Source organism: Paraburkholderia sp. EG304, assembly GCF_046543485.1.
In the GTDB taxonomy this organism is placed as follows: Bacteria; Pseudomonadota; Gammaproteobacteria; order Burkholderiales; family Burkholderiaceae; genus Paraburkholderia; species Paraburkholderia youngii.
In genome coordinates this window covers 51,640-74,412 of record NZ_JBKGUA010000020.1, presented here as the reverse complement: position 1 = coordinate 74,412, position 22,773 = coordinate 51,640, and the positions used below count along the sequence as shown (strand labels likewise).

Annotated in this window: 23 protein-coding genes and 2 pseudogenes; 15 read left to right on the top strand and 10 right to left on the bottom strand. The window is 62.6% G+C overall.

Annotated features, from left to right (window positions below; all coding sequences use genetic code 11):
- Nucleotides 1–85 precede the first annotated feature (85 nt).
- The gene (locus ACLFKU_RS23425; protein ID WP_368585105.1) at nucleotides 86–463 is read right to left on the bottom strand and encodes a response regulator transcription factor; all 378 of its coding nucleotides are present in this window, start codon (nucleotides 461–463) and stop codon (nucleotides 86–88) included.
- A 294-nt stretch (nucleotides 464–757) separates the two neighbouring features.
- Here ACLFKU_RS23425 and ACLFKU_RS23420 point away from each other — a divergent pair, with 294 nt between their 5' ends.
- The 4 genes and pseudogenes from ACLFKU_RS23420 (at nucleotide 758) to ACLFKU_RS23405 (ending at nucleotide 4,301) form a co-directional block, all read left to right on the top strand.
- The gene (locus ACLFKU_RS23420; RefSeq protein WP_410850628.1) at nucleotides 758–1,414 is read left to right on the top strand and encodes a response regulator transcription factor; all 657 of its coding nucleotides are present in this window, start codon (nucleotides 758–760) and stop codon (nucleotides 1,412–1,414) included.
- 514 nt (nucleotides 1,415–1,928) lie between these two features.
- On the top strand, nucleotides 1,929–2,138 hold the full coding sequence (locus tag ACLFKU_RS23415; RefSeq protein ID WP_018437078.1) for a dodecin: 210 nt from the start codon (nucleotides 1,929–1,931) through the stop codon (nucleotides 2,136–2,138).
- Between the two features lie 226 nt (nucleotides 2,139–2,364).
- On the top strand, nucleotides 2,365–2,667 hold the full coding sequence (locus ACLFKU_RS23410; RefSeq protein WP_410850627.1) for a hypothetical protein: 303 nt from the start codon (nucleotides 2,365–2,367) through the stop codon (nucleotides 2,665–2,667).
- Nucleotides 2,668–2,895: 228 nt separating this feature from the next.
- Nucleotides 2,896–4,301: pseudogene (locus ACLFKU_RS23405) on the top strand (methyl-accepting chemotaxis protein).
- Nucleotides 4,302–4,398: 97 nt separating this feature from the next.
- On the opposite strand, the gene ACLFKU_RS23400 reads toward ACLFKU_RS23405, so the two are convergent.
- The 3 genes from ACLFKU_RS23400 to ACLFKU_RS23390 all read right to left on the bottom strand — a co-directional run bounded on the left by ACLFKU_RS23400 (nucleotide 4,399) and on the right by ACLFKU_RS23390 (nucleotide 7,243).
- A complete protein-coding gene (locus ACLFKU_RS23400; RefSeq protein ID WP_368585111.1) occupies nucleotides 4,399–5,691 on the bottom strand; it encodes an SUMF1/EgtB/PvdO family nonheme iron enzyme in 1,293 nt (430 codons plus the stop codon).
- Between the two features lie 113 nt (nucleotides 5,692–5,804).
- Nucleotides 5,805–6,461: a helix-turn-helix domain-containing protein gene (locus tag ACLFKU_RS23395; RefSeq protein ID WP_176369513.1), complete on the bottom strand. Its 657-nt coding sequence runs from the start codon at nucleotides 6,459–6,461 to the stop codon at nucleotides 5,805–5,807.
- Between the two features lie 314 nt (nucleotides 6,462–6,775).
- Entirely contained in the window at nucleotides 6,776–7,243 is a 468-nt protein-coding gene (locus tag ACLFKU_RS23390) for a universal stress protein (RefSeq protein ID WP_176106710.1), read from the bottom strand.
- A 281-nt stretch (nucleotides 7,244–7,524) separates the two neighbouring features.
- Here ACLFKU_RS23390 and ACLFKU_RS23385 point away from each other — a divergent pair, with 281 nt between their 5' ends.
- Nucleotides 7,525–8,214, top strand: a complete 690-nt coding sequence (locus ACLFKU_RS23385; RefSeq protein WP_368585112.1) for a FadR/GntR family transcriptional regulator — start codon at nucleotides 7,525–7,527, stop codon at nucleotides 8,212–8,214.
- Nucleotides 8,215–8,272: 58 nt separating this feature from the next.
- On the opposite strand, the gene ACLFKU_RS23380 is transcribed toward ACLFKU_RS23385, so the two are convergent.
- The gene (locus ACLFKU_RS23380; protein WP_410850626.1) at nucleotides 8,273–8,866 is read right to left on the bottom strand and encodes an acyl-homoserine-lactone synthase; all 594 of its coding nucleotides are present in this window, start codon (nucleotides 8,864–8,866) and stop codon (nucleotides 8,273–8,275) included.
- A 155-nt stretch (nucleotides 8,867–9,021) separates the two neighbouring features.
- Between ACLFKU_RS23380 and ACLFKU_RS23375 the strand changes: the two genes are divergently transcribed.
- Nucleotides 9,022–9,339: a hypothetical protein gene (locus ACLFKU_RS23375; protein WP_013092374.1), complete on the top strand. Its 318-nt coding sequence runs from the start codon at nucleotides 9,022–9,024 to the stop codon at nucleotides 9,337–9,339.
- Here ACLFKU_RS23375 and ACLFKU_RS23370 read toward each other — a convergent pair.
- The gene (locus ACLFKU_RS23370) at nucleotides 9,323–10,027 is read right to left on the bottom strand and encodes a helix-turn-helix transcriptional regulator (RefSeq protein ID WP_368585114.1); all 705 of its coding nucleotides are present in this window, start codon (nucleotides 10,025–10,027) and stop codon (nucleotides 9,323–9,325) included. The two genes, ACLFKU_RS23375 and ACLFKU_RS23370, sit on opposite strands and share 17 nt — an antisense overlap.
- A gap of 578 nt (nucleotides 10,028–10,605) precedes the next feature.
- Between ACLFKU_RS23370 and ACLFKU_RS23365 the strand changes: the two genes are divergently transcribed.
- The 7 genes from ACLFKU_RS23365 (at nucleotide 10,606) to araD (ending at nucleotide 18,807) form a co-directional block, all read left to right on the top strand.
- Nucleotides 10,606–11,595, top strand: a complete 990-nt coding sequence (locus tag ACLFKU_RS23365; protein WP_410850625.1) for a dihydrodipicolinate synthase family protein — start codon at nucleotides 10,606–10,608, stop codon at nucleotides 11,593–11,595.
- Complete coding sequence (locus ACLFKU_RS23360; protein ID WP_410850624.1) at nucleotides 11,592–12,536, top strand: SMP-30/gluconolactonase/LRE family protein; 945 nt, start codon at nucleotides 11,592–11,594, stop codon at nucleotides 12,534–12,536. The genes ACLFKU_RS23365 and ACLFKU_RS23360 overlap by 4 nt, the downstream gene beginning before the upstream one ends.
- A 252-nt stretch (nucleotides 12,537–12,788) precedes the next feature.
- The gene (locus ACLFKU_RS23355) at nucleotides 12,789–13,958 is read left to right on the top strand and encodes an ABC transporter substrate-binding protein (RefSeq protein WP_410850623.1); all 1,170 of its coding nucleotides are present in this window, start codon (nucleotides 12,789–12,791) and stop codon (nucleotides 13,956–13,958) included.
- A gap of 170 nt (nucleotides 13,959–14,128) precedes the next feature.
- Nucleotides 14,129–15,208, top strand: coding sequence for an ABC transporter ATP-binding protein (locus ACLFKU_RS23350; protein ID WP_410850622.1), 1,080 nt, complete (start codon nucleotides 14,129–14,131; stop codon nucleotides 15,206–15,208).
- Complete coding sequence (locus ACLFKU_RS23345; protein ID WP_176106702.1) at nucleotides 15,205–16,092, top strand: ABC transporter permease; 888 nt, start codon at nucleotides 15,205–15,207, stop codon at nucleotides 16,090–16,092. Before ACLFKU_RS23350 ends, ACLFKU_RS23345 begins: the two co-directional genes overlap by 4 nt.
- Nucleotides 16,092–17,039, top strand: coding sequence for an ABC transporter permease (locus ACLFKU_RS23340; RefSeq protein WP_176384963.1), 948 nt, complete (start codon nucleotides 16,092–16,094; stop codon nucleotides 17,037–17,039). Before ACLFKU_RS23345 ends, ACLFKU_RS23340 begins: the two co-directional genes overlap by 1 nt.
- 31 nt (nucleotides 17,040–17,070) lie before the next feature.
- A complete protein-coding gene (gene araD / locus ACLFKU_RS23335) occupies nucleotides 17,071–18,807 on the top strand; it encodes an L-arabinonate dehydratase (protein ID WP_410850621.1) in 1,737 nt (578 codons plus the stop codon).
- A gap of 3 nt (nucleotides 18,808–18,810) precedes the next feature.
- Here araD and ACLFKU_RS23330 read toward each other — a convergent pair whose 3' ends face one another.
- Nucleotides 18,811–19,416 (bottom strand): short chain dehydrogenase, encoded by a 606-nt coding sequence (locus tag ACLFKU_RS23330; protein ID WP_368585122.1) that lies wholly within the window; start codon nucleotides 19,414–19,416, stop codon nucleotides 18,811–18,813.
- Between the two features lie 146 nt (nucleotides 19,417–19,562).
- Nucleotides 19,563–20,015: a DUF3005 domain-containing protein gene (locus tag ACLFKU_RS23325; RefSeq protein WP_410850620.1), complete on the bottom strand. Its 453-nt coding sequence runs from the start codon at nucleotides 20,013–20,015 to the stop codon at nucleotides 19,563–19,565.
- A 328-nt stretch (nucleotides 20,016–20,343) separates the two neighbouring features.
- Between ACLFKU_RS23325 and ACLFKU_RS23320 the strand changes: the two genes are divergently transcribed.
- Both ACLFKU_RS23320 and epsC read left to right on the top strand, forming a co-directional pair.
- Nucleotides 20,344–20,577: a hypothetical protein gene (locus tag ACLFKU_RS23320; RefSeq protein ID WP_013092363.1), complete on the top strand. Its 234-nt coding sequence runs from the start codon at nucleotides 20,344–20,346 to the stop codon at nucleotides 20,575–20,577.
- A 147-nt stretch (nucleotides 20,578–20,724) separates the two neighbouring features.
- Nucleotides 20,725–21,651 (top strand): serine O-acetyltransferase EpsC, encoded by a 927-nt coding sequence (gene epsC / locus ACLFKU_RS23315; RefSeq protein ID WP_368585196.1) that lies wholly within the window; start codon nucleotides 20,725–20,727, stop codon nucleotides 21,649–21,651.
- Between the two features lie 34 nt (nucleotides 21,652–21,685).
- Here epsC and ACLFKU_RS23310 read toward each other — a convergent pair.
- Nucleotides 21,686–22,200 (bottom strand): annotated as a pseudogene (locus tag ACLFKU_RS23310) (metal-dependent hydrolase).
- Between the two features lie 150 nt (nucleotides 22,201–22,350).
- Nucleotides 22,351–22,704: a hypothetical protein gene (locus tag ACLFKU_RS23305; RefSeq protein WP_410850619.1), complete on the bottom strand. Its 354-nt coding sequence runs from the start codon at nucleotides 22,702–22,704 to the stop codon at nucleotides 22,351–22,353.
- Between the last annotated feature and the right edge of the window lie 69 nt (nucleotides 22,705–22,773).

Genomic DNA, 22,773 nt, shown 5'->3' with positions numbered 1-22,773 from the left:
CAGTTACCGAAGGCAGGGTGTCGATATTGCGCCGACGGAAGTAGCGCTTCTCGAGGTTTCCGATAGAAGTATCTGATTCACAACGCTAACCGGATCGCTTGCTCGTCGCAGTCTCGATGGCAGCTGCCAGGTCGTTGGCACCCAAAGGCTTGATCAGAAGGGCACAGGCTCCGGTCGCGAAAGCTTGACGATGCAGTTCGGGCGTCGGATATGCGGTGATAAATATCGTTGGTATGCGCCACCCGTTTTCAATCAGGCGCACAGACAATTCAATGCCCGACAATCCCGGCATTTGAACATCTGAAACGATGCAGTCGGGCTGAGTATCGCCGGTATGTGCCAACACCTCGGCGGCCGATTCGAAGGTCACGACATCGTAGTCAAACGATCTGAGCAAGGTTGATAGACCCGATCGAACCGAGGGATCGTCGTCAACGACCCAAATTACCTGTGACGCGCGCAATTATCTTTCTCCCTGTCCGCGCCGATTGCGCGGAGTGGCCATCGCGTCCAGCGGATGAATGCGATCATACCCGACGGGTGGGCCGCTTAAAATCATACGCAGGTATATATAGGGGCAGTACTGTTTGTCGGTAGAATGTTAGTAGCCAGTAAGTCGTGAGCTACTGCCGGCGCTGCTTGTGATACCCGCTCCGACCGCACCATTAGCTTACAATTACATCTCATTCCGAAAGAGCGACTATTCCCACTGACGGACCTATGCATTGTGTACACCAGTACGGGGAAAGGAACGCGAATGGAGAAAAACGTTTTTCCGGCCGTGGCTAGCACAGACGGTGCAATCGTCTATGTAATCGACGACGATGCGTCAATGCTCTCGGCACTATCCAGCTTGTTGCGTTCGTGCGGATATTCGGTGCGAACCTTTGAGCGGATCCGGGATTTCATTTCGGCCGAAAAACCAGGGGTTCCAAGCTGCCTGCTACTGGACGTCCGCCTGCAGGGTGAGAGTGGTTTGACGTTCCAGTTGAGTGCGCGAAACCATCAGGTCGACATGCCAATTATCGTCATGACTGCCCATGGCGATATTGAAATGTCAGTGGAGGCCATGAAAGCCGGCGCCGTTGATTTCCTGACCAAACCTGTTCGAGAGCAACGTGTTATCGACGCTGTTTCGTCGGCGATCGGCCGCCATGCTGAGCAATTGGAAAAATCTCTCACAAGGGTTGCGCTTCTGGCGCGTTATAACACGCTGACCGCGCGGGAGCGTGAAGTGATCTGGTTCGTCGTGAAGGGATTTTTGAACAAGCAGATCGCTGCTGAAATGAACCTGAGCGAAATCACCATCAAGATGTACCGTGGCGCTGCGATGAAGAAGCTTGAAGCGCTATCGCTTGCCGATCTGGTGAGAAAGATGGAGATCGTCAGATCGGCGGAACGCGGACGGTATTGACGGTTAGGGTCCAGGCGGTGAAGTCGTTACGAATTCTCCCGAGGAGTTGCGGATCAAAGGCGGCCCAGATTCTTGATCCGACTGTCTGAGAGCGGAATCTCTCACGCCATCGTGTGTGTACTCCACCAGGCCGCACCCATGGTCTGGCACACGCGACTTCGATTCATTTTGCCGGTTGGACGCTCATCTTCGGCAAGAGCCCACCGGGGCAACGTCGATTGATGTTCTTCGATGCAACGCCGTGTTGCCCTCTTTCCACCTTCTTCTCGTGGGGACATCCCCCTAACATTCGTCTTGCGGTGCTGAAGCGTGACGTCTTGAAACAGCAACTGCCAGCGCTCGGTGCAATCATTGCAGCGAATGGCAAACGCGTTATGCGATCCAAAGTTCTCGCGGTGAATTGAAACAGGCCGTCTCAAGTACGAGGTTCAACCGAACCGTCGCGTATTTATTTTCCATCTGCGTATCGGAGCAGCTTTTTGCCGCTCGCCGGCGCACACCAATGAGGACATTTATGTCAGAACACGTTTACAAGAAGGTGGAACTGACCGGTTCGTCGAAGAAATCGATCGACGACGCGATCACCACAGCGATCGCCAAAGCATCGGAAACGCTGCGCAATCTGCACTGGTTCGAGGTCACGGAAACACGTGGCCAGATCGAGAACGGCAAGGTCGCGTACTGGCAGGTGACGCTGAAGGTCGGCCTGCGCATCGAGGACTGAGCAGCTGCCGCACAACTCGCTGGCGCCTGACGTCGCGCAAACCCGAACAACGATCCAGTGTGAGTGGAAGTTGGAATCGAAAACAATATCGGTGGCATCGCACCACGGCATTCATGCCGATGTCGCCGGGAACCGAAAACTTACGGCCCTCCGCACCGCCGCTATTTCAAGGAAGCACTGAATTGATGGGCTTTCTATTGGCGCGACGCAGGAAAGGAGATGCACGATGAGAATGGCTACTGGAAGACGGTCAATACTTCCAGGTCTGGTGATTCTTCTCGCAGGCTGTGCTGCTTGTGGCATGCCGTATGCCGGGCCACGCCTCGCCTCGACGGAGTGCCGCGACCTGGTGGCGCTCAGAGAAAACGCGCACCCTACCATAGAGCAACGCCATAGCGAACTCACTGCCCTCAGGAAAGCGGGCTACGCTGCGTCAGCGTGGTATGACGATCCATACTACCCGGACGATCTGCAAGCGGCACAAAGCCTGGTCGACTCCTGGTTCAAAACAGAGTGCCAGCAGCTTTAATCCGGCTGAGATAGACAGGCCGAGTACTGACAAAGGCATTCCGCGCACGGAACGAATAACCTGCTGCTGACGTTGGTACAGCGTGGATGGTCCAAGTGATCCGCAAAGCCCGACTCACTGGTGAGGAAAGTCATCCTCATTGCAACGAGGGCTTACTCGTCCTGACGCTACTTTCGCGACACATCCACACCAGAGTAGTCCGGATCGTTCTTTTCGGGGAAAAAGGGTATGCGCAACAACCATCCAATCACGCAGCGCGAGTTCGAAATCCCGGACAATGCGACGTCGTTGATGTCGACAACCGATGCGCAAAGCTACATTAGCTATGTGAACGCTGCGTTCATTGAGGCTAGCGGTTTTTCACGCGATGAAATTCAAGGTCAACCTCGTGACCTTGTCCGTCATCCCGACATGCCGCAGCAGGCGTTTGCCGACATGTGGGCGACGCTCAAAGGAGGAGAGCCGTGGAGCGCGCTGATCAAGAACCGGCGCAAGGATGGCGACCACTACTGGGTACGCGCGAATGCCATTCCGGTCGTGCGCAACGGCCAAACGTCGGGCTACAGGTCAGTGCGGACCAAACCCTCGCGAGAGGCAACCAAGACCGCCGAGTCCCTTTACCGTGCGCTTCGCGAGCACAAGGCGAGCAAGCGGCGCTTTCACAAGGGCCTGATTGTTCGCACGGGCCTGATGGGATGGACCTCTATCCTCAAGACCATGCCGGTGCGCCGGCGCATCCGGTCTGCGTTGCTTGCGGCTGCGCCGTTCCTTCTGTGCGCGGCCTGGCTCTGCGGCGTCAGGGAGATTTCGCTGGTGGCGGGGTTCTCTGCGTTTGCCCTTGGATGCCTGCTATGCTAACTCGGCCTCATGTTCCGGTGGCTCATCGACGACGTAAGCGAACAGGTCATAACAGTCCAGAGCGCGATCAACGAGATCGCACAAGGCAACAACGATCTCAGCGGGCGCATGGAGCAGGCGGCGTCGAATGTGCAGCAGACGGCGGCTTCGATGGCGCAGATGACAGCGACGGTGAAGAGCAACGCCGAAATCGCGATGCAGGCGAACATGCTTTCGGGTTCCGCTAGCGATGCAGCCGCAAAGGGCGGGAAAGCGGTAGCGGAAGTCATCAGCACCATGAATGAAATCACCGCTAGTTCGCGAAGGATTGCGGACATCATTGGCGTCATCGACGGCATAGCGTTCCAGACTAATATCCTGGCCTTGAATCCAGCCGTTGAAGCTGCTCGTGCGGGCGATCAGGGGCGGGGATTCGCGGTCGTTGCCGGGAAGTCCGTGCGCTTGCACAATGTAGCGCGAATGCGGCGAAAGAGATCACGAACCTCATCTCGACCAGCGTTGAGAAAGTCGAGACGGGGTCCAGCCTGGTCGACGACGCCGGTAAGACAATGGACGAGATCGTGACGCAAGTGAAGAGAGTGTCGGATCTGATCGCGGAGGTCAGAGCTGCAACGGAAGAACAAAGCAGCGGCGTCTCCCAGATCGATCAGGCCGTGAGCGATCTCGACAACATCACGCAGCGGAACGCAACGCTGGTCGAGAAAAGCAGTGCCGCTTCGGATAGCCTCAAGCAGCAGGCGACGAGACTTGCGGAGGCGGTGAGCGTCTTCCGATAAAGTTTTCGCGCGTTCGGAGTGCGCATCTCATGCGGCTTCGATGATCGATGCGGCTTCGCAAGCACGGAGTGTCGCAGGTCAGCTAACGCTTTATTGATCAACCCCGCACACACCGAAACCCCGCATACACATACTGATAGTGCGGCTGAAACCAGTTGCGAAATTCCGGCCGCAGCATGCACAGCGCGGTACGCGCCGAACCGCCCTTCAGCACGTAATGCTGTCCATCGAAGAAGTTGGCCGAATAGCCGGGATAGAACGGAAACGCTTCGAACCCCGGCAGCGCTTCGAATAGCGTCGAGGTCCATTCCCAACCGTTGCCGAACTGCCCTTCCGCACCGAACGCGCTGACGTTGTCCGGATGCGCATCGACGGGTCGCGGGTCCCAGCTGCGGAAATCGAAGTTCCCCGATGCCGCGTGCGGCGCGCCGTGCGCCGCGCGTTGCCATTGCGCCTCCGTCGGCAGGGCTTTGCCGGCCCAGCGCGCGTAGGCGCTCGCTTCGGCGTGGCTCACGTAGACGGGCCAGTCGAGCGGCAACGGCACGTCGTCGAACATCGTGCGCAGCGTCCATGCGGTGCGGCCGTTTTCCAATGTGCGTTGCGACCAGCCGGCCGGATGCTCGATGCACTCCGCTTCCTTCCACGCCCAGTCTTTCGGCGACCACCACTTCGGCTCGCTATATCCGCCGTCTTGGAGGAACTCGAGGAACGCACCGTTCGTGACCATGTATCGATCGATCTCGAACGCGGGCACCTCCACGCCCATTTCGCCGAATTCATTGTCCCAGCCGAAACGGCCGGCCTCGCGCGGCATGCCGAGCACGGTCGTGCCGGCGGGCACGCGGACCATCGACGACAACGCGTCGCGCTGCTCCGTGCATGTCACGACCGGCTCGCGCAACGCGGTGTTTTTCTGCGCGAGCGGCAACTGATGGAGCATGTACGCGAGCGTTTCCGCGTGCATCAAGCGATGCTCGATCGCGACGTTCAGCAACTGCACCGCCGCTTCGTCGTGCGCCGGGTTGCCGAGTTCGGCGAGCGCGGCGTCGATCTGCCGGCGCGCGCGCGTCGCATACTCGCGCACGGCGTCGAGCGACGGCCAATCGCTGGGCTGATCGGTGGGAAAGCCGCCGTCTACCGGATCGATGCCGAACGCGAACAGCTGGTCGAGTTCCGGTGCGAAAGCCGGCAGATCGAACAGACGCTGGTCGAACAGATTGCGATCGAACGCTTCGAGATGGCCGATATAGAACACCACGCGATGACGCTCGCGGATCGGCCGTTCATAGAGGTAGTCGGGTTTGACGATTGCAAACAGGTCATCGGTTACTTGACGCGCGTCGTGCAGGCGCTGCACGAGCAGATGATGCGGGGCAGGGTCGCGATTCATTGGGGCCGGGTCTCCATGCAACACGGTCGCCGTGGGGGCGGTCTGAAAACTTTACCCCCTTGCAGACGGCGTGCCAAGACGAACCGCGCGACCGTTCAGCCCGGGCCAACCGCTCAGACCTGCCGCAAGCCTTCCAGATCGACGATGTGAATATGCTTGCCCCGCGTGTCGATCAGGCCACGCTTTTGAAATCTTGACAGGGTGCGGCTGACCGTTTCGAGCGTCATGCCGAGGTAGCTGCCCATGTCTTCGCGTGTCATGCGCAGGTTGAATTCCGACCACGAGTAGCCGCGCTGCGCATTGCGCTGCGACACGTCCAGCAGGAAGGCGGCGACGCGTTCGTCGGCGGACAGCGAGCCGAGCACCATCATCTGTGCGGCCTCGCTGACGATCTGCGCACCCAGCAGCTTGTGCATGCGCTCCTGGATCGAACCGATTTCGCGGCATAGCTGCTTCAGCGCACTGTATGGGACGATGCACACCGTGCTGTCTTCCAGCGCGACGGCGCTGCACGCATGGATGTCCGCGCTGATGCCGTCCAGCCCGAGCGGCTCGCCTGCAAGACGCAGGCCGGTGACCTGCTCGCGGCCGTCGCGGTGGACCATCACGGTCTTCATCGAGCCGGAACGCAGCGCGTAGATGCTGTCGAAGCGGTCGCCGCTGCGATACAGCGCTTCGCCGCGCGGCACCGAGCGCGCCGAACAGATCAGCGTTTCGAGCTTCGGCAGTTCCTCCGCCGACAGCCCCTGCGGCATGCAGATCTGACGCATCGAACAACTGGAGCAGCGCGCGGCGGTGCGTGCGGTGGCGCGTCCCGCCATGGACTCGCGGCTGCCGCTCGCGGCAGAGCCGGCGGAGCGGGTCGAGGAACGGGGCACAGCGGTGGGATTCAGCATGTTCTGCGCGCGATTGAAATTGGTAGTGGTGAAATTGTCCCACCCGTTATGACCCTCAACAGGCGGCAAAGTGACGCGTTCGCTGCTTCGCTTTCCGAGCGGCGGTGGTGCCTCGACGAAGGTGGAAAGGTGAGCCGCCGCGGCTTATGTCGACGTCATGGCTCACCGTCTTGCGCGTGATGACCGTGTCAGACGGGTTGCTTGTCGGCGCCCGCGGCGGACGGCACCAGCAGAACCGGCAACGTGGCCTGGCGCACGCACCGTTCGGCGACGCTGCCGAGAATCAGCCGCTGGAAGCCACGCCGCCCGTGCGTGCCCATCACGAGCAGGTCGGCGTTGAATTCGGCGGCGGCATGCAGCACGATCTCGGCGACATCGCCGAGCGACGAAGCCTCGGAAACTCCCGGGTCGCCCTTCACACCTTGCTCGGCCATCACTTTCGAAAACTCGGCGCGCAGCTCCTGGCCTTCCTCGATCAGGCGGTTGCGCAGGATCGACGGGTCGTAGCCGGGCGCCTCGAAGTACATCGGCGTGTTTTCGACGACATAAAACGGCCGCAGCACAGCGCCATTGGATTTGGCGAGTTCGAGCGCCGCTTCGAACGCACGGCGCGAGGTATTGCTGCCGTCGACCGCTACAAGGATGCGTTTGTACATATCGGCTCCGCGTCAAAAAAGCGTCTGCCACATTGCTAGCCGCGGCAGGGTTTATTGATCTTTTATACCAATGAAGCTTAGATGATTGCCGGAAAAGATGCACTCGACCAGGATGTAAATCAAACATTTGCCAAATATTCAGGCCCGGCGCGGACAAAATGGCGGCCGCGGCGGCGCGCGCGAGTGGCCTTGCATGCTTGCAAACCGCATAAGTTTGCTGAAGCTGAAACAAGGTTGGCCTTACAATCAGGCCATATTCAGACAAGCTGGCCAGTCCGCTGATGAACGATCGAAAAACTAAGGGCTTACCCGACCAGATCTACGGCGACATTCTCAACCGCATCCTCGAAGGCGAGTACAAGGAAGGCGAGCGGTTGCCGACCGAGCATGCGCTGGCGGAGCGTTTCGCCACGTCCCGGCCGACCGTGCGCGAAGCGCTCGCGCGACTGCGTGCCGACGGCATCATCTCGACGCGGCACGGCTCGGGCACGACCGTCGCGCGGCGCCCCGACCCCGATGTGCGCCGCTTCGCGCCACTCGAGACGCTGTCCGATATCCGCCGCTGCTATGAATTTCGCATCGTGACCGAAGCGGGCGCCGCCGCGCAGGCAGCGCTGAAGGCCGACGCCCAGGACATCGCCGCGATCCAGCATGCGTGGGACGAGCTCGAGCGCATCATCGAGGCGCAGGGCATCGGCGCGAAGGACGACTTCCTGTTCCACCAGGCGGTCGCGCGGGCGTCGAAGAATCCGTTTTTCATCACGGTGATGTCGTTCATCGAGGAACAGATCCTGTTCAGCATGAACCTGTCGCGCAATCTGTCGCTGGTCAAAACGGTGGAGCGGCAGCGGCTGGTGCAGGCCGAGCACATGGCGGTGCTCGACGCGATCCGCCGCAAGGACTCGGCGGCCGCGGGCGCCGCGATGCGCGCGCATCTCGAGAACGCGCTGGAACGGATGTTCGGTTCCTGAGCCGACGCGCGCGGGTGAAGGTGTCGAGATTTTCGGTGACGCCACGCTCCGGCGCTGCTCAAGCCGCGTCGGCGACCGGCCCGAATAGCGAGGTCAGCGTTTTCGCGCTTACCGCGACGTCGAGCGCGATGGCCCGCTCGACGCCGATCTGCAGCGGCGGCCCGAGCCGGCTGATATCGAGCCCGGCACGGCGCAGCATGCGCTCGATCGGCGTGGTGGTCACCGTGACGTAATGCGTAATGCCCATCCGCTGTGCGAAGCGCATCACTTCCTGAATTGCGCGGATTGTCATATCCGTGAAACCAAAAGACTGTTCCTCCCCGTCGGTTTCGATCGCCCAGCGGCTCAGTTCCCAGATGTGTCGGCCGACCGGCGCGGCTGCGCCATGCAGCAGTTGCGGGAAGGTGTCTTTGAGCATGTTCGGACCTTCGGTCGGCATCAGTCGCCAACAGCCGCGCAACCGTTCGTCTTCGCCCTGAATCAGCATGTAGTACGGCCCGAGCGCGTCGTAGCCGTCTATCTCCATTCCCGCGATGGTCGGAATTTCCCAGCCGAGCCGGCCGTGAAAGACCCGGGCGCGCAGCCGGTACATCTCGTTGATCAGTTCGTTGTCGAATTCCTGCCGGAGTCCAATACGGATCGTGGTTTGCATGACGTTCTCCTGTGCGTGTTGGGGGCTGCCAGATACGCAGGAAAACTTATGCATTCTGAATCTTTGCGCCACCTACCTACCTGGATAGGTGTGGATGCTTATCGGGTATCGCAAAATTCATCCACGTAACCGCCCCCAACCTACAAGGGTCCAAAATGGAACTCCTCGACAATCACTGGCAACCGCAAACCCACCTCCAGGCGCGCCCCTCGGAGGTCTCTTCGGCAGTGGATCGTGTTCTGATCATTGCCTACCGGAAGAAGAAAAAAGAGAGCCAGCGTCGTTTCTGGGCTCGCTTCGGCGTCACGCAGTCGCGCGGCAGCCGCTTCGAGTCGGGCGCGGAGATCCCGGCGCCGGTGTCGATCCTGCTTGGCCTTTACTTCATGAAAACCGTGTCGGATGCCGATCTGGGTCGCGCCGAGCGCGTGATGTACAGCCGCGACGCGGCCGCGCTGCTCAACCCGGGTCAATAAGCCCAAGCTGGGCCGCGATCACGGCGGCCGCGCGCCGTGAATTCACGCCGAATTTCGCCCTGATGTTTTTCATGTGGAAGTTCACCACGGCTTCCGAACAACTCAGGATGTGGGATATCTCCCACGTGGATTTGCCGCGTGCGGTCCATTTCAGGCATTCGCGCTCGCGCGGAGTCAGCTTCGGCATCAAGCTCTGCGCATGCGAATCCAGATGCTGTTTGCTGGTGTCGATCACGAGGTCGCGCAACAGCACGAGGTTCGGCAACGCGGCGTTCACATGGCGCCTGAACCCGTCCGACGGCTTGTCGTCATTGACGAAGCACATCATGCCGGCTTCCTGATTCGGCCCGTGAATCGGCAGCGTCACACCCGCACCCAAGCCGTACGAGCGGGCTTCCTCGTACAGGGCTTGCTGTGGCGGGGTGGCGAAAATTTCCGGCGTCCAGATCAGCGGCGCGGAGCGTGACAGGCAGTGCGCGACCGTCGGGTCGATATGTACCATGCCCTGTTCGTCATAGGTCTGCCGCCATGCGGGCGCGTAAGTGCTGCGCAGGTAAGCGTCCTCGAGACGCATGGTGGGCCGGGGCAGCATCGCGACCAGTATCCTGTCGAAGCCCCACGTTTCGGCGAGGCCCGTAATCGCGCCGAACCATTCCGCCTCGTCGGCGGCGTCCAGTAGCGGTGCCATCTGCTCGATAAAGTGTAGCGACAATTTCTTGGCTCTCTCAGGCTCGCAAACATCCCATTCGCGGTTATTGGCAGACAAACTTCGGTCCGCTCTTTTGGTCCGCATAATCTATCACTAAAAACTCGAAAGCAATGCGCTGGCGCTCCGCGGGGTAAACGATAGCAGCCATGTGATAGCAGGGACGGCGTTGCCTATTATTATGCTGATTGAAATAGACCTTTAACCCGCCCGGGGTGTCGGGCGAGAAATGCGGCTAATCCGCATCCGGCTACCGCATTTTAATATGTTTCATTGACAGCATTATTTCTTTCGTGCTTCGGAATTAATCGCATTTATTCGATTATTTGGGAAAGCGGGTTATTTGCGCGTCGAGTCGGTCTTGGCAAAAAAGCGCCTGCGCCGTTTCCATGCGGGCTGCGGCTCCATTGTTATACAAAAGGAAATTTCGGGAGCGGCTCCCGGGCAATTCGCCGGCGGCGGCATGCTGGTGCGACCGCCATGCGCAGGTTGTTTGACGACATTGTGATGCCGATGCTACCGTGAAACCTCCGCCCAGCACGTTTCGCGCGTCAACCATCATGAACGAATCTCCGCTCCGCGACGGCGAGTTCGCCGCGTCGGTCATGGCCGTGCCGCCGCTCGCGCGTCGCGCCGACTACACGCTCGACCCTGCCCAGAATTTTGCGCTGATCCGCCATATCGAAGCGGGTGGCGTACGCACGCTACTGTATGGCGGCAACGCGAACCTCTATCACGTCGCGGTCAGCGAATACCGCGAGCTACTGGACCTGCTCGCCGAGGCCGCGAGTCCGGGTACACGCGTGATTCCGTCGCTCGGTCCCGACTACGGCAAGATGCTCGATCAGGCGCGCATCCTCGCGCAGACGCGTTACCGCACCGCGATGGTGCTGCCGCTCGGCGGCTTTACGACGTCCGAGGGCGTCGAGACGGGCCTCACGCGGATCGCCGACACGGCCGGCATGCCGCTCACCTTGTATATCAAGAGCGAAAACTACGTCGCTGTCGATACGCTCGGGCGGCTCGTCGAGCGTGGCACGTTGAGCGCGGTCAAATACGCGATCCCGCGCGACGATCCCGCCGACGATCCGTATCTGCGCCGGCTGCTGCAATGGGTGCCGGCCGCGAAGATCGTGTCGGGCATGGGCGAGCGGCCAGCGCTCGTGCATCTGCGCGAATTCGGGCTGGCTGCGTGGACGACCGGTAGCGGCTGCATCGCGCCGAGCATGGTCATGGCGCTGCTGGGCGCCGTGCAAAGCGGCCGGAGCCCCGACGGGACCGATAGCGCGGACAACGACACCGCCCAACGTTTGTACGATGCATTCATGCCGCTCGAAACGCTGCGTAACGACATCTCGCTGATCCGCGTGCTCCACGATGCGATCACATTCACGGGCCTCGCTGACATGGGGCCGCTGCTGCCACTGCTCAGTTCGACGCCGCGCGAGCATCATGCGAAGATCGCTCAGACCGCGTGCACGCTGCTCGCTCTCGAGCGCGAGTTCGCGCCCACCCCATCGAACCGCTCCGACACGCAGGCAAGCATATGACCGATCACAGCAGACGCTATCCCGATCCCTCCATCCGCGTGTTCGATCCACGCTTCAAGTCGTTGATCATCGCGTCGGGGTCGGTCGAATGCCTGTATCAGGGCACGCGCTGGTCGGAGGGGCCGGTGTGGTTCGGCGACGGCCGCTATCTGCTGTGGAGCGATATTCCGAACGACCGCATCCTGCGCTGGGACGAAACGACTGGCGCGGTCAGCACGTTCCGTCAATCGTCGAACAATGCGAACGGCCATACGCGCGATCGCGAAGGGCGTCTCGTCAGTTGCGAGCACCTGACGCGGCGCGTGACGCGTACCGAGTACGACGGCTCGATCACCGTGCTCGCCGACCGCTATCAGGGCAAGCGCTTCAATTCGCCAAACGACGTGGTCGTCAAATCGGACGGCTCGATCTGGTTTACCGACCCGACCTTCGGCATCGAAGGCTTCTACGAGGGCGAGCAGCAGCAGTCCGAACTGAAGCCGTGCGTGTATCGGATCGACGGGCAGACGGGCGAGGTCTCGATGGTCATCGACGACGTGCTCGCCCCGAACGGCCTCGCGTTTTCGCCGGACGAGTCGCTGCTGTACGTGGTCCAATCGCGCGGCGAGCCGCGCAAGATCCGCGTATTCGATGTCGAGGCCAATGGCAAAGGCACGACGGTGTCGAACAACCGCGTGCTGATCGATGCGGGTCCGGGCACCCCCGACGGCTTTCGGGTGGACGTGCACGGCAATCTGTGGTGCGGCTGGGGGATGGGCACCGACGAACTCGACGGCGTGCGCGTCTTCACCGCGCAAGGCGAGCCGCTCGGCCATATCGCGCTACCGGAGCGTTGCGCGAACGTTTGCTTCGGCGGACGGCATCGCAACCGTCTGTTCATGGCGGCGAGCCACGGCTTGTATTCGCTGTTCGTCAATACGCAGGGCGTGCGCGGAGGTTGAGCAGTTGTCCGCTAACCAGACAACTTGTGTTGCAGCCACTGCGGATGCTCGGGTTTGCCCTTAATTCGCGTTACCAGGCATTGAACGGCAAGGATTTCACGTCAATCGAGCCGTTTTCGTCCAGGCCCCGCGCTCTGGACTATTTGCTTGACATCGGCTGTTGCGCTTCGCTATGTTCCCTTGGTAGAAAGATACCGTCCGCACGCAACACATCGACCAGCGGGCTTCCATACCAAGAAGCGAGGAGACGTAATGACTGTTTCGCACAGGCTGTCGTTCAAGCTGGTATCCGTCTGTATCGCCGCAAGCGCGGCGTTCGCCGTTGCCGCGCACGCGGCCGATCCGGTCACGATCAACATCGTCGACGTGGCCGGCGATCTTCAACTCACGCAGAAGGGCTTCGAGGCGTTCAAGGCCAAGAACCCGAATCTCGTCGCGAACATCACGTTCACGAACGCTCCTTCGCCGCAATTGCCCGGCAAGATCAAGGCGATGCAGGCCGCGGGACGCTCCGATATCGACCTCGTATTGACCGGCACCGACGCGCTCGCGGCCGGCATCGAACAGAACCTGTGGATCAAACTGCTGCCCGATAACGCGGCGCAGTTCCCCGGTGTGCTCGACAAGTACGCGCCGGGCCCGCGCAAGATGCAGGATCTCGCGCAGGGCTACGGGCTCGAGGTCGCGTATATGCCGGCTGGTCCGCTGCTCGAATACAACCCGGCCAAGGTCAGCGATCCACCGAAGACACCCGAGCAACTGCTGCAATGGTGCAAGGCCCACCCCGACAAGCTGATCTACGCGCGGCCGGCCAATTCCGGTCCTGGCCGCACGTTCCTGATGGGCTTGCCGTACGTGCTCGGCGACAAGGACCCGCAGGACCCGGTGCACGGCTGGGACAAGACGTGGGCGTACCTGAAGCAGCTGAACGACTGCATTCCGTACTATCCGGGCGGCACCTCGGCGGTGATGAAGGAACTGGGCGAAGGAACGCGCGACATGACCGTGACCGTGACCGGCTGGGACATCAATCCGCGCGCGCTCGGCATCGTGCCGGCCGAATTCCGCGTACAGCCGTTCGACAACATGACGTGGGTCAACGACGCGCACTACATGGTGGTTCCGAAGGGCGTGCCGAAGGAAAAGCTCGACGTGCTGTACAAGATGATGAACTTCATGCTGGAGCCCGCGCAGCAGGCATTGACCTACGACGACGGCTACTTCTACCCGGGCCCGGCGATCAAGGGCGTCACGATCGAGCAGGCGCCCGCGCATAGCCAGGAGGTGCTGCAAAAGTATGGCCGGCCGGAATACGCGAAGATGTTGAGCGATCGTCCGCATGCGATGCCGCTGAATGCGGCGGCAATGGTCGCGGCCTTCAAGAAGTGGGATACCGACATCGGCGCGCAGAAGACCCGTTAGGCCTTCACCATTGCGACGGAAAACGAGGCGAAACGCAGCGCGGCGTGAGGTAGCGCCGCGCTGCGTGTTTGCGGCGATCATCCGCGCCTCGGCTTAACTGCTGATGCGCCGCGCGCACCGCACGCGCGGCACTTGCGACCCCCGTCGTCTCACGCGGATCAGGAAACCGTATGAAGCATCACTTTGAGCAGTTGCGGCTCGACTCGGTGAGCCGCAGTTTCACGAACGCGCAAGGTCACGCGATCGCCGCGCTGCAGGGTCTCGATCTGACGATCCGGCGCGGCGAGTTCATCGCGCTGCTGGGACCGTCGGGTTGCGGCAAATCGACGGCGCTGAACTGCATCGCCGGATTGCAGCCGCTCACCGGCGGCGGCATCTGGCTCGACGAGCGGCGCATCGACGTGCTGCCGCCGGAAAAGCGCGGCTTCGGCATGGTGTTCCAGAACTACGCGCTGTTCCCGCATATGAGCGTGCTCGACAACGTCGGCTTCGGGCTGAAGATGCGCGGCGTCGGCAAGAGCGAGATCGCGCGCCGTGCACGCGAGGCGTTGAAACTGGTGCAACTGACAGGGCATGAGCAGAAGCTGCCCGGTCAATTGTCCGGTGGCCAGCAGCAGCGTGTCGCGATCGCGCGTGCGATCGTGATCGAGCCGCCACTGATCCTGATGGACGAGCCGCTGTCGAATCTCGATACGAAGCTGCGCATCGAAATGCGCGCGGAGATTCGCCGCATCCATACGCAGCTCGAACGCGCGACGCTGTACGTGACGCATGATCAGGACGAAGCGCTGTCGATGGCCGATCGCATCGTCGTGATGAGGGAGGGCGTCGTGCAGCAGGTCGCGACGCCGAAAGAGGTCTATACGCGGCCGCGCAATCTGCATGTCGCGCGCTTCATGGGCTATCGCAACGTCGCCGAGTTCACGCTGGAGGGCATGCAAGGCGAGGGCGTCGTGGTCAGTGCGAACGGCGTGCGGCTGATCGGCACGGCGATGGCCGGCTTCGACGGCAAGCGCGTGAGCGTCGCGCTGCGCCCCGAAGACATGGAACGTGCCCAGCCCGGCGCCGACAACGCGTTCGAGGCGCTGATCGACGCCGTCGAATACGGTGGGCACGATTCGCTGCTGCGCGTGAAGACCGCGTTCGGCGACGTGTGGGCGCGCGTAACCGGTGAATGCGCGGAGGGTGAGCGCATCATGCTGCGCGTGCGGCCGTCGTGCGTGCTCGTCTACGATGCCGAGGCCGCATGAACACGCCGACGCTCGTCCCCCCGCTTACTCCCCGCGCGCCGCGCGATGCCAAGGCCTGGCTCGTCGCGCCGGCGCTGCTCTTTATCGTCGCGCTGTTCATTTATCCGTTCGCGTACGGTCTGGCGCTGTCGTTCCGGCCGATGAACGGCGGCGGCCTATGGGCCAACTATCTGACGTTCTTCACCGACACGTCGATGTGGCCGACGATTCTCGTCACGCTGAAGCTGTCGGTGCCGGCCACGCTGATCAACGTCGGCGTGTCGGTGCCGGTCGCCTTTGCGCTGCGCCGCTACTCGCGTTATCAGAAGATCGTCACGACGCTGCTGGTGATTCCGGTGACGCTCGGCACGGTGCTGATCGCCGACGGCATGCTCACGTATTTCGGTCCCCACGGCTGGCTGCCGCAGGCGTTGCAGGCGCTGCATCTGTACACGCAAGAGGTGCGGCTCACGCACAACTTCACGGGCGTGCTGCTGTCGCTGATCGTGTCGGGCTTTCCGTTCGCGTTTCTGTTGACGCTGTCGTACGTGACCGGCATCGACCCCACACTCGCGAGCGCGGCGGCGACGCTCGGCGCGAGTCCGTGGCAGCAGTTTCGCCGCATCTATTTCCCGTTGCTCGTGCCGGGGCTCACGATGGCCGCATGTTTGTCGTTCGTGCAGGCGTTCTCGGTGTTTCCGTCGGCGGTGCTGCTCGGCGCGCCCGCGGGTCCGACGCGCGTGATGTCGATTGCCGCGGCCGAAGCCGCGTTCGAGAGCTACGACTATTCGCTGGCGTCGGCGATCGCGATGGTGATGGGCTTCGTGCAACTGCTGGTGGTCGCCGCGCTGCTCGGCGCGCGCCGCTGGTTCTATCGTGGTCCCGTGACGGGAGGCAAAGGCTGATGACGACCGATCGTCGCGCGACGCAGCCCGACTGGCCCGCGTCCACCTCCGCTTCCGCATCCGCGGCGCCGCAGCCGGGCGATGGCGCCCGCGAGCCCGCGCAACACGCGCGTCAGCGCGCGAACCTGCCGGGCCGCATCTGGCAGGTGCTGGTGTGGGCCGTGATGGCGTTTTTCCTGATCAACGTCGTGCTGCTGATTGCGACGGTCGCGGTGAATTCGATCGCGACGCGCTGGTTCGGCACCGCGTTGCCGCAAGGTTTCACGCTGCACTGGTATGCGCAGGCGTGGAGCGACTTTCAGCTCGCGAGCGTGCTGTGGGTGACCGTGCAGGTGGTCGGCGCGGTCGTGCTGCTGTCGGTGCTGCTCGGCGTGCCTGCCGCGTATGCGCTCGCGCGCGTGCAATTCCGCGGTAAGCGCCTTGCGATGCTGATCTTTCTGCTGCCGTTGATGGTGCCGCCCGTCACCTACGGCATTCCGATGGCGACCGTGATGTACAAGGTCGGCCTCGCCGGCACGCTATGGGGTGTGATTCTTGCGAACCTCGTACCGGCGCTGCCATTCGTGATTCTGGTGATGACACCGTTCATCGAGCAGATCGATCCGAATCTCGAAGCGGCCGCGCGCATTTTCGGCGCGAACACGTTCCGCTACTTCCGTTACGTGCTGCTGCCGCTGCTCGTGCCGGGTATGCTGGCCGCAGGGCTGCTCGTGCTGGTGCGTACGATCGGCATGTTCGAGCTGACGTTCTTTACGGCCGGTCCTGCCACGCAAACGCTGGTGGTCGCGTTGTATTACGCTGTGTTTTCGACCGGCGTGCGCGCGCCGCAATCGATCGATGCGATGGCGATGATCTATATGGCGATCACGTTGATCTGGGTGCTGATCGCACTACAATTCGTGAGCCCGACGCAGATCGTGTCTCGCGTAAAGGAACAGCGGCGCTGACGCGTGGTCGGCGTCAATCGTGGAGTAGACGTTGACGAAGAGAAAGACCGCCGAGGAATTGCGCAGTCATCGCTGGTATGGCGCGAACGATCTGCGTTCGTTCGGCCACCGCTCGCGCACCGCGCAGATGGGCTACAACCGGGAGGAATACGCGGGCAAGCCGGTCATCGCGATTCTCAACACGTGGAGCGAGATCAATCCGTGCCACACGCATTTCAAGCAGCGCGTCGAGGAAGTGAAACGCGGCATCTGGCAGGCCGGCGGCTTCCCGATCGAGTTGCCTGTGCAGACGCTGTCCGAGCCGTTCCAGAAGCCCACCACGATGCTGTACCGCAATTTCCTCGCGATGGAAGCCGAGGAGATGCTGCGCTCGTATCCCGCCGACGGCGTCGTGCTGATGGGCGGCTGCGACAAGACCACCCCCGCGCTACTGATGGGCGCGATCTCGATGGATCTGCCCGCCATCTTTCTACCCGCCGGCCCGATGCTGCGCGGCAACTGGAACGGCGTGACGCTCGGCTCGGGTTCCGACTCATGGCGATACTGGGCCGAACTGCGCGCGGGTACGCTGACGCCGGAAGAGTGGCAGGGCGTCGAGGGCGGCATCGCGCGCTCGCCGGGGCACTGCATGACGATGGGCACCGCGTCGACGATGACCAGCGCGGCCGAAGCACTGGGCTTCACGCTGCCCGGCTTCGCGTCGACGCCCGCGGCCGATTCGCGTCATGCGCAGATGGCCGCGAAAACCGGCATGCGTATCGTCGAGATGGTGTGGGAGGATTTGAAGCCGTCGGACCTGATCACCGCGGCCTCGGTCGATAACGCGGTGACGACTTGCGTCGCGCTGTCCGGCTCGACCAATTCGGTCGTGCATATGATCGCGCTCGCACGGCGCGCGGGCATCGAGTTGACGCTCGATCGCTTCGACGAGATCGCGCGCCGCACGCCCGTGCTCGCGAACATCAGGCCGACCGGCGCCTATCTGATGGAGGACTTTTTCTACGCGGGCGGTTTGCGCGCGCTGCTCGCGGAACTGGGCGAGCTGATCGACGGTTCGCAGAAAACCGTGAACGGCCGCACGCTCAGCGAGAACCTCGCGGGCGCGCAGATTTTTAACGACGACGTGATCCGCCGCCGCACGAATCCGCTACTGCGCGACAGCAGCCTCGCGGTGCTGCGCGGCAATCTCGCGCCCCGCGGCGCGGTGATCAAGCCCGGCGCGGCCGAGCCGCATCTGCTCGTGCATACGGGCCGCGCGGTCGTGTTCAGCGACTACAACGACATGGCCGCACGCATCGACGACGACGCGCTCGACATCGACGAAAGCTGCGTGCTGGTGCTGCAGCACGCGGGGCCGGTCGGTGCGGGCATGCCCGAGTGGGGGCAACTGCCGATCCCGCGCAAGCTGCTGCAAAAAGGCGTGCGCGACATGGTGCGCATCTCCGACACGCGGATGAGCGGCACGAGCTATGGTGCGTGCGTGCTGCACGTGGCGCCCGAGGCGTTCGTCGGCGGGCCGCTGGCGTTGGTGCGAAACGGCGATCTGATCGAGCTCGATGTGCCGCGCCGCAGGCTGAATCTGCTGATATCGGACGAAGAGTTCGCGCGCCGCAAGGCCGCGTGGGTCAAACCGGCGGCGCGCTTCGAGCGCGGCTATGGCGCCCTGCATCAGGCGCATGTGATGCAGGCGGACCAAGGCTGCGATTTCGACTTCCTGCGGCGTGGCGGCGCGAGTCCCGAGAGCTCGGGCGAGCCGGAAATTCACTGACGCTCAATACCCGACGCGATAGACGCGCCCCGTCTGCGCGCCTTCCACGCTGCGCAGATAAGCAAGCGCCGCGCGTTGCGCGCTGACGGGCTCGAAGCCGCGAAAGAACGGCGCATAAGCCTCCATCGATTCAGTCAGCACGGTCGGACTCACGAGGTTGATGCGCAGCCCGCGCGGCATCTCGATCGCCGCGCCACGCACGAAGCCTTCCAGCGCGAGATTGACGGTCGTCGCGCTCGCGCCCTGCGCGATCGGTTCGTCTGCCAGAATGCCGCTCGTCAGCGTGAACGAACCGCCGTCGTTCACATACGGCAGTGCCGCGAACACGACGTTGATCTGACCCATCAGCTTGTCGCGCAGCCCGACCCAGAACTGCTCGATGCTCATTTGCGCCAGCGGACCGAAATGCACGTGGCCGGTCGCGGTGACGACGCCGTCCACCTTGCCGATGTCGCGAAACAGCCGCTCGACGCTCGCGGGCTCCGTGCTGTCGACGTGATATTGCCCGCGCGTCGCGCCCACTTCGATCACCTCGTGACGCGCCTTCAACTCCGCGCTGACGGCCTGGCCCAGCGTGCCCGTGGCACCGATGACGACGATCCTTTTCATCCGCAACTCCGTTAAACGAACCAACGTTAAACAAAGCAAAGCACGCACCAGAATAAAACGGTGCGTGCTACGTGAATGCCTGATTTAATCGGAATAAACGCGGTAATTCAAACGCGCGCGTATAAAGGGATGATACGCGCGTCCGCCTATTTCACGCGGTGTAATTCGATAACGCGCGCGGGTCGCAAATGATTGAGCGCGTAGTGAATGCGCCCGCGCTCCTGGCGCTGTCCGACCGGACGCGGGTCGTTGTACTGGTTGTCGGCCGAGTAGACGGCGAGCGGTTCGACCATGCCCTTGTCGATTACCGCATAGCCGGGCTCGAGCGCGAGCAGCAGATGGTTGCCGCCGAGCCGGCTGTCGAAGCCGGCCATGCCGTCGAGCGCCTCGGGCACGCTGTTCTCGAGCGTTGCATTGCTGGTTGTGATTTCGTCGGGCGAGATCGCGCCGTGGCCCGCCAGACGGGCCGCTTCGTGGTTCTTGCCGTCGGTGTCGACGGTGCTGTCATGCGTGCGATCGTTGTGCAGGTCCGTGGTTGGCGGGTCCTTCGGGTCTGGTTTCGTGCCGGCGTTTTCGGGTTTGCTGATCGCGCTGTTCATCGTGCATCTCCTGAAGAGGACATTCGAAGAAAAGAGCAAAAGCCGTTCCGACAGACACGGCGCCGCTGTGCGCGGGAGTCGCGATGCGTTGTCCGCCAAGATTCGATGCGAGTGGCGTTGCCTCGCGATTGAATGGCGATGACGTGCGCGATTCATTTCATTTTTTTTAATGGACGCGTATTTCCTACAGAGTATGATTCTACTCCTGCGACCGACGCGCGGATAAATTGGCGGCATGCTCCGGCTGTTCAGCATGGTCGGAAAAAATTAACAAACAAATGGCCGCGCGACTGAGAAAATGTTACGGGGCTTCAGGGGCGGGTGACTCATGCACTTCGATGCTGCATTCACACATCGCGGCTATCTATTGAATTGCGAACCGGCGCGCTCGGGCGACGGCTCCTGGCAACCGTATGTGGTGATCTCGCGCTCGAGCGACGGCGAACTGGTCGCCAACCGTTTCTTCCCCACGGAACTGCGCTTCTCCGACGAAGCCGCCGCGATCGCGCATGCGCGCGATTGGGCAGTGCGCTGGATCGACGCGAGCAGTCTGACAATCTGAAGTCAGGGAACGATGCGCGCGTGCCGACGCGCGCCGACGCATTGAATCCGGGCCGGTCTGCGCGCTGCCGGGCGGGCAGCGTTAAAACGCGGTAATCTCTGCTGGATAACCACTTTGAACCGTGCACGCTGCACGACGCCGTCCCTTATGCCCAACGAGCCTTCCCCGAACTGGGGCCTTGAACAGATCGTCGCCGACCTGCGCGCCTCGCGCGAGCAATTGCATCGCACGCGGCATCCGCTCGGCATTCGCGAATTGCCGTCGCGCGAAGCGGTGGTCAGTATCGTGACCGGTTTGCGCGCCGCGATGTTTCCGACGCACTACGGCGCGCCCGATCTAACCGACGAGACGGTCGACTACTACGTCGGCCATACGCTCGAAAGCACGTTGCGGCTGCTCGCCGAACAGATTCGCCGCGCGCTGCGCTTCCTGCCCGAGTTCGGCGCGACGCCCGACGCCGAGTTGCGCGAGCGCGCGTTCGCAGTGGCGCGCGAGTTCGCGACGCAGCTGGCGGGCATCCGCGCGCTGCTCGTCAGCGACATCCAGGCTGCGTACACCGGCGACCCCGCCGCGCAGCACATCACCGAAATCCTGCTGTGCTATCCGGGCGTGTGGGCGATGACGCATCACCGGCTCGCGCATGCGCTGCATCGGCTCGGCGTGCCGCTGCTCGCGCGCTTCATCAACGAGATCGCGCACTCGGCGACCGGCATCGACATTCACCCGGGCGCGACGATCGGGCCGAGCTTCTTCATCGATCACGGCACCGGCGTGGTGATCGGCGAGACCGCGATCATCGGCGAGCGCGTGCGCTTGTACCAGGCGGTCACGCTCGGCGCGAAGAGTTTCGCGGCCGACGAGGACGGCACGCTGATCAAGGGCAACGCGCGGCATCCGATCGTCGAGGACGACGTCGTGATCTACGCGGGCGCGACGATTCTCGGACGCGTGACGATCGGGCGCGGATCGGTGATCGGCGGCAACGTGTGGCTCACGCATAGCGTGCCGCCGGGCAGCAGCGTATCGCAAGGCAAGATCCGCGAAGGAGAGCGCACCGACAACGGGCGGCAGTGATGCCCGCCCGGCCGCGGCCGGCTGCATCGCTGAGCTAGCTGATCGGCCAATGGCGTATCCACGGCAACGCATGCATGCCATGCGGCCACACATGCTCGCCGATGAACCACGCGGCCACCCACGACGCGGCGACGACGATCAGATCGCAGTGCCCGCTATTCCATAGATTCAACGAATGTCGCCCGGCGATCCACGGCACGCCGAGCGGATTCGGCCAGTCGGCGAGCAGATGCATCAGGCCGCCGCATGCGAAGCCGAACGCGGGCGCCGCGTAGATCGAATGTCCGAGCATGTGATACGACGCCGCGAGCAGCGCGAGCCAGCCGATGCCCCAATGCGTCAGCGTGCGATGCGCGTGATCCACAGCCGCCGCGCGCGCGACCACCATGCAACTTCGAGCCAGTCCGGCGCGGTGCTGCCGGCCACGCCGGCGATGAAGCTCAGCAGCACGCCAGCGTGAAACGGACCGCCGCCGCTGCGCGCGACGATCGCCGCCGCGATGATGCCGGCTGCGAAACCGGTCGCATGATGCGCTTTGCTGGATGCCATCGACACTCGCGGCACAGGTGCCGCGCCAAAAACAAAGGGCGGCTATGTTCGCAGATGAGCGCGTAAAAAAATAGCCGATGCGCGAGATAAAAAAATCGCGCATCGGCCTTCCGTGAATCGTGCGCACGGCGTTCAGTTGGGCCGCGCCGCTCAGGTCGCGCAGCGCGCGATATCGAAGCGCATTTCCTCTTCGGGCGGATCGTCGGGCGCATTGGCCGGATGCATGACCTTGATGACCGTGCTGCCGTTGAGCGGGGTCAGCGTGACGAAGTACGAGTTGTGCGAATCGGTGCCGACCGCGAGTTCGGTCGCGGCGCCGGTGTGCGAGGTACGCACGCGCGGCAGACGGTCTTCGAGACAGGCAGCGATGGACGCAGGCGTGCGTGAGGACGACACGTACACGAGCGGCGCGGACGCATCGCGCGCGGGGCCGCCCGACGAACCGCAAGCGGCGAGGGTGGCAGTGAGGGCGACAGTGGGGACAAGCAGGAGAAGTCTTTTCATGATCCGATCGTCGGCGTTCCCGGTCATGCATGGGAAGGTGAGGCGCGGGCGAAGCGCGTGCGCTGGCGG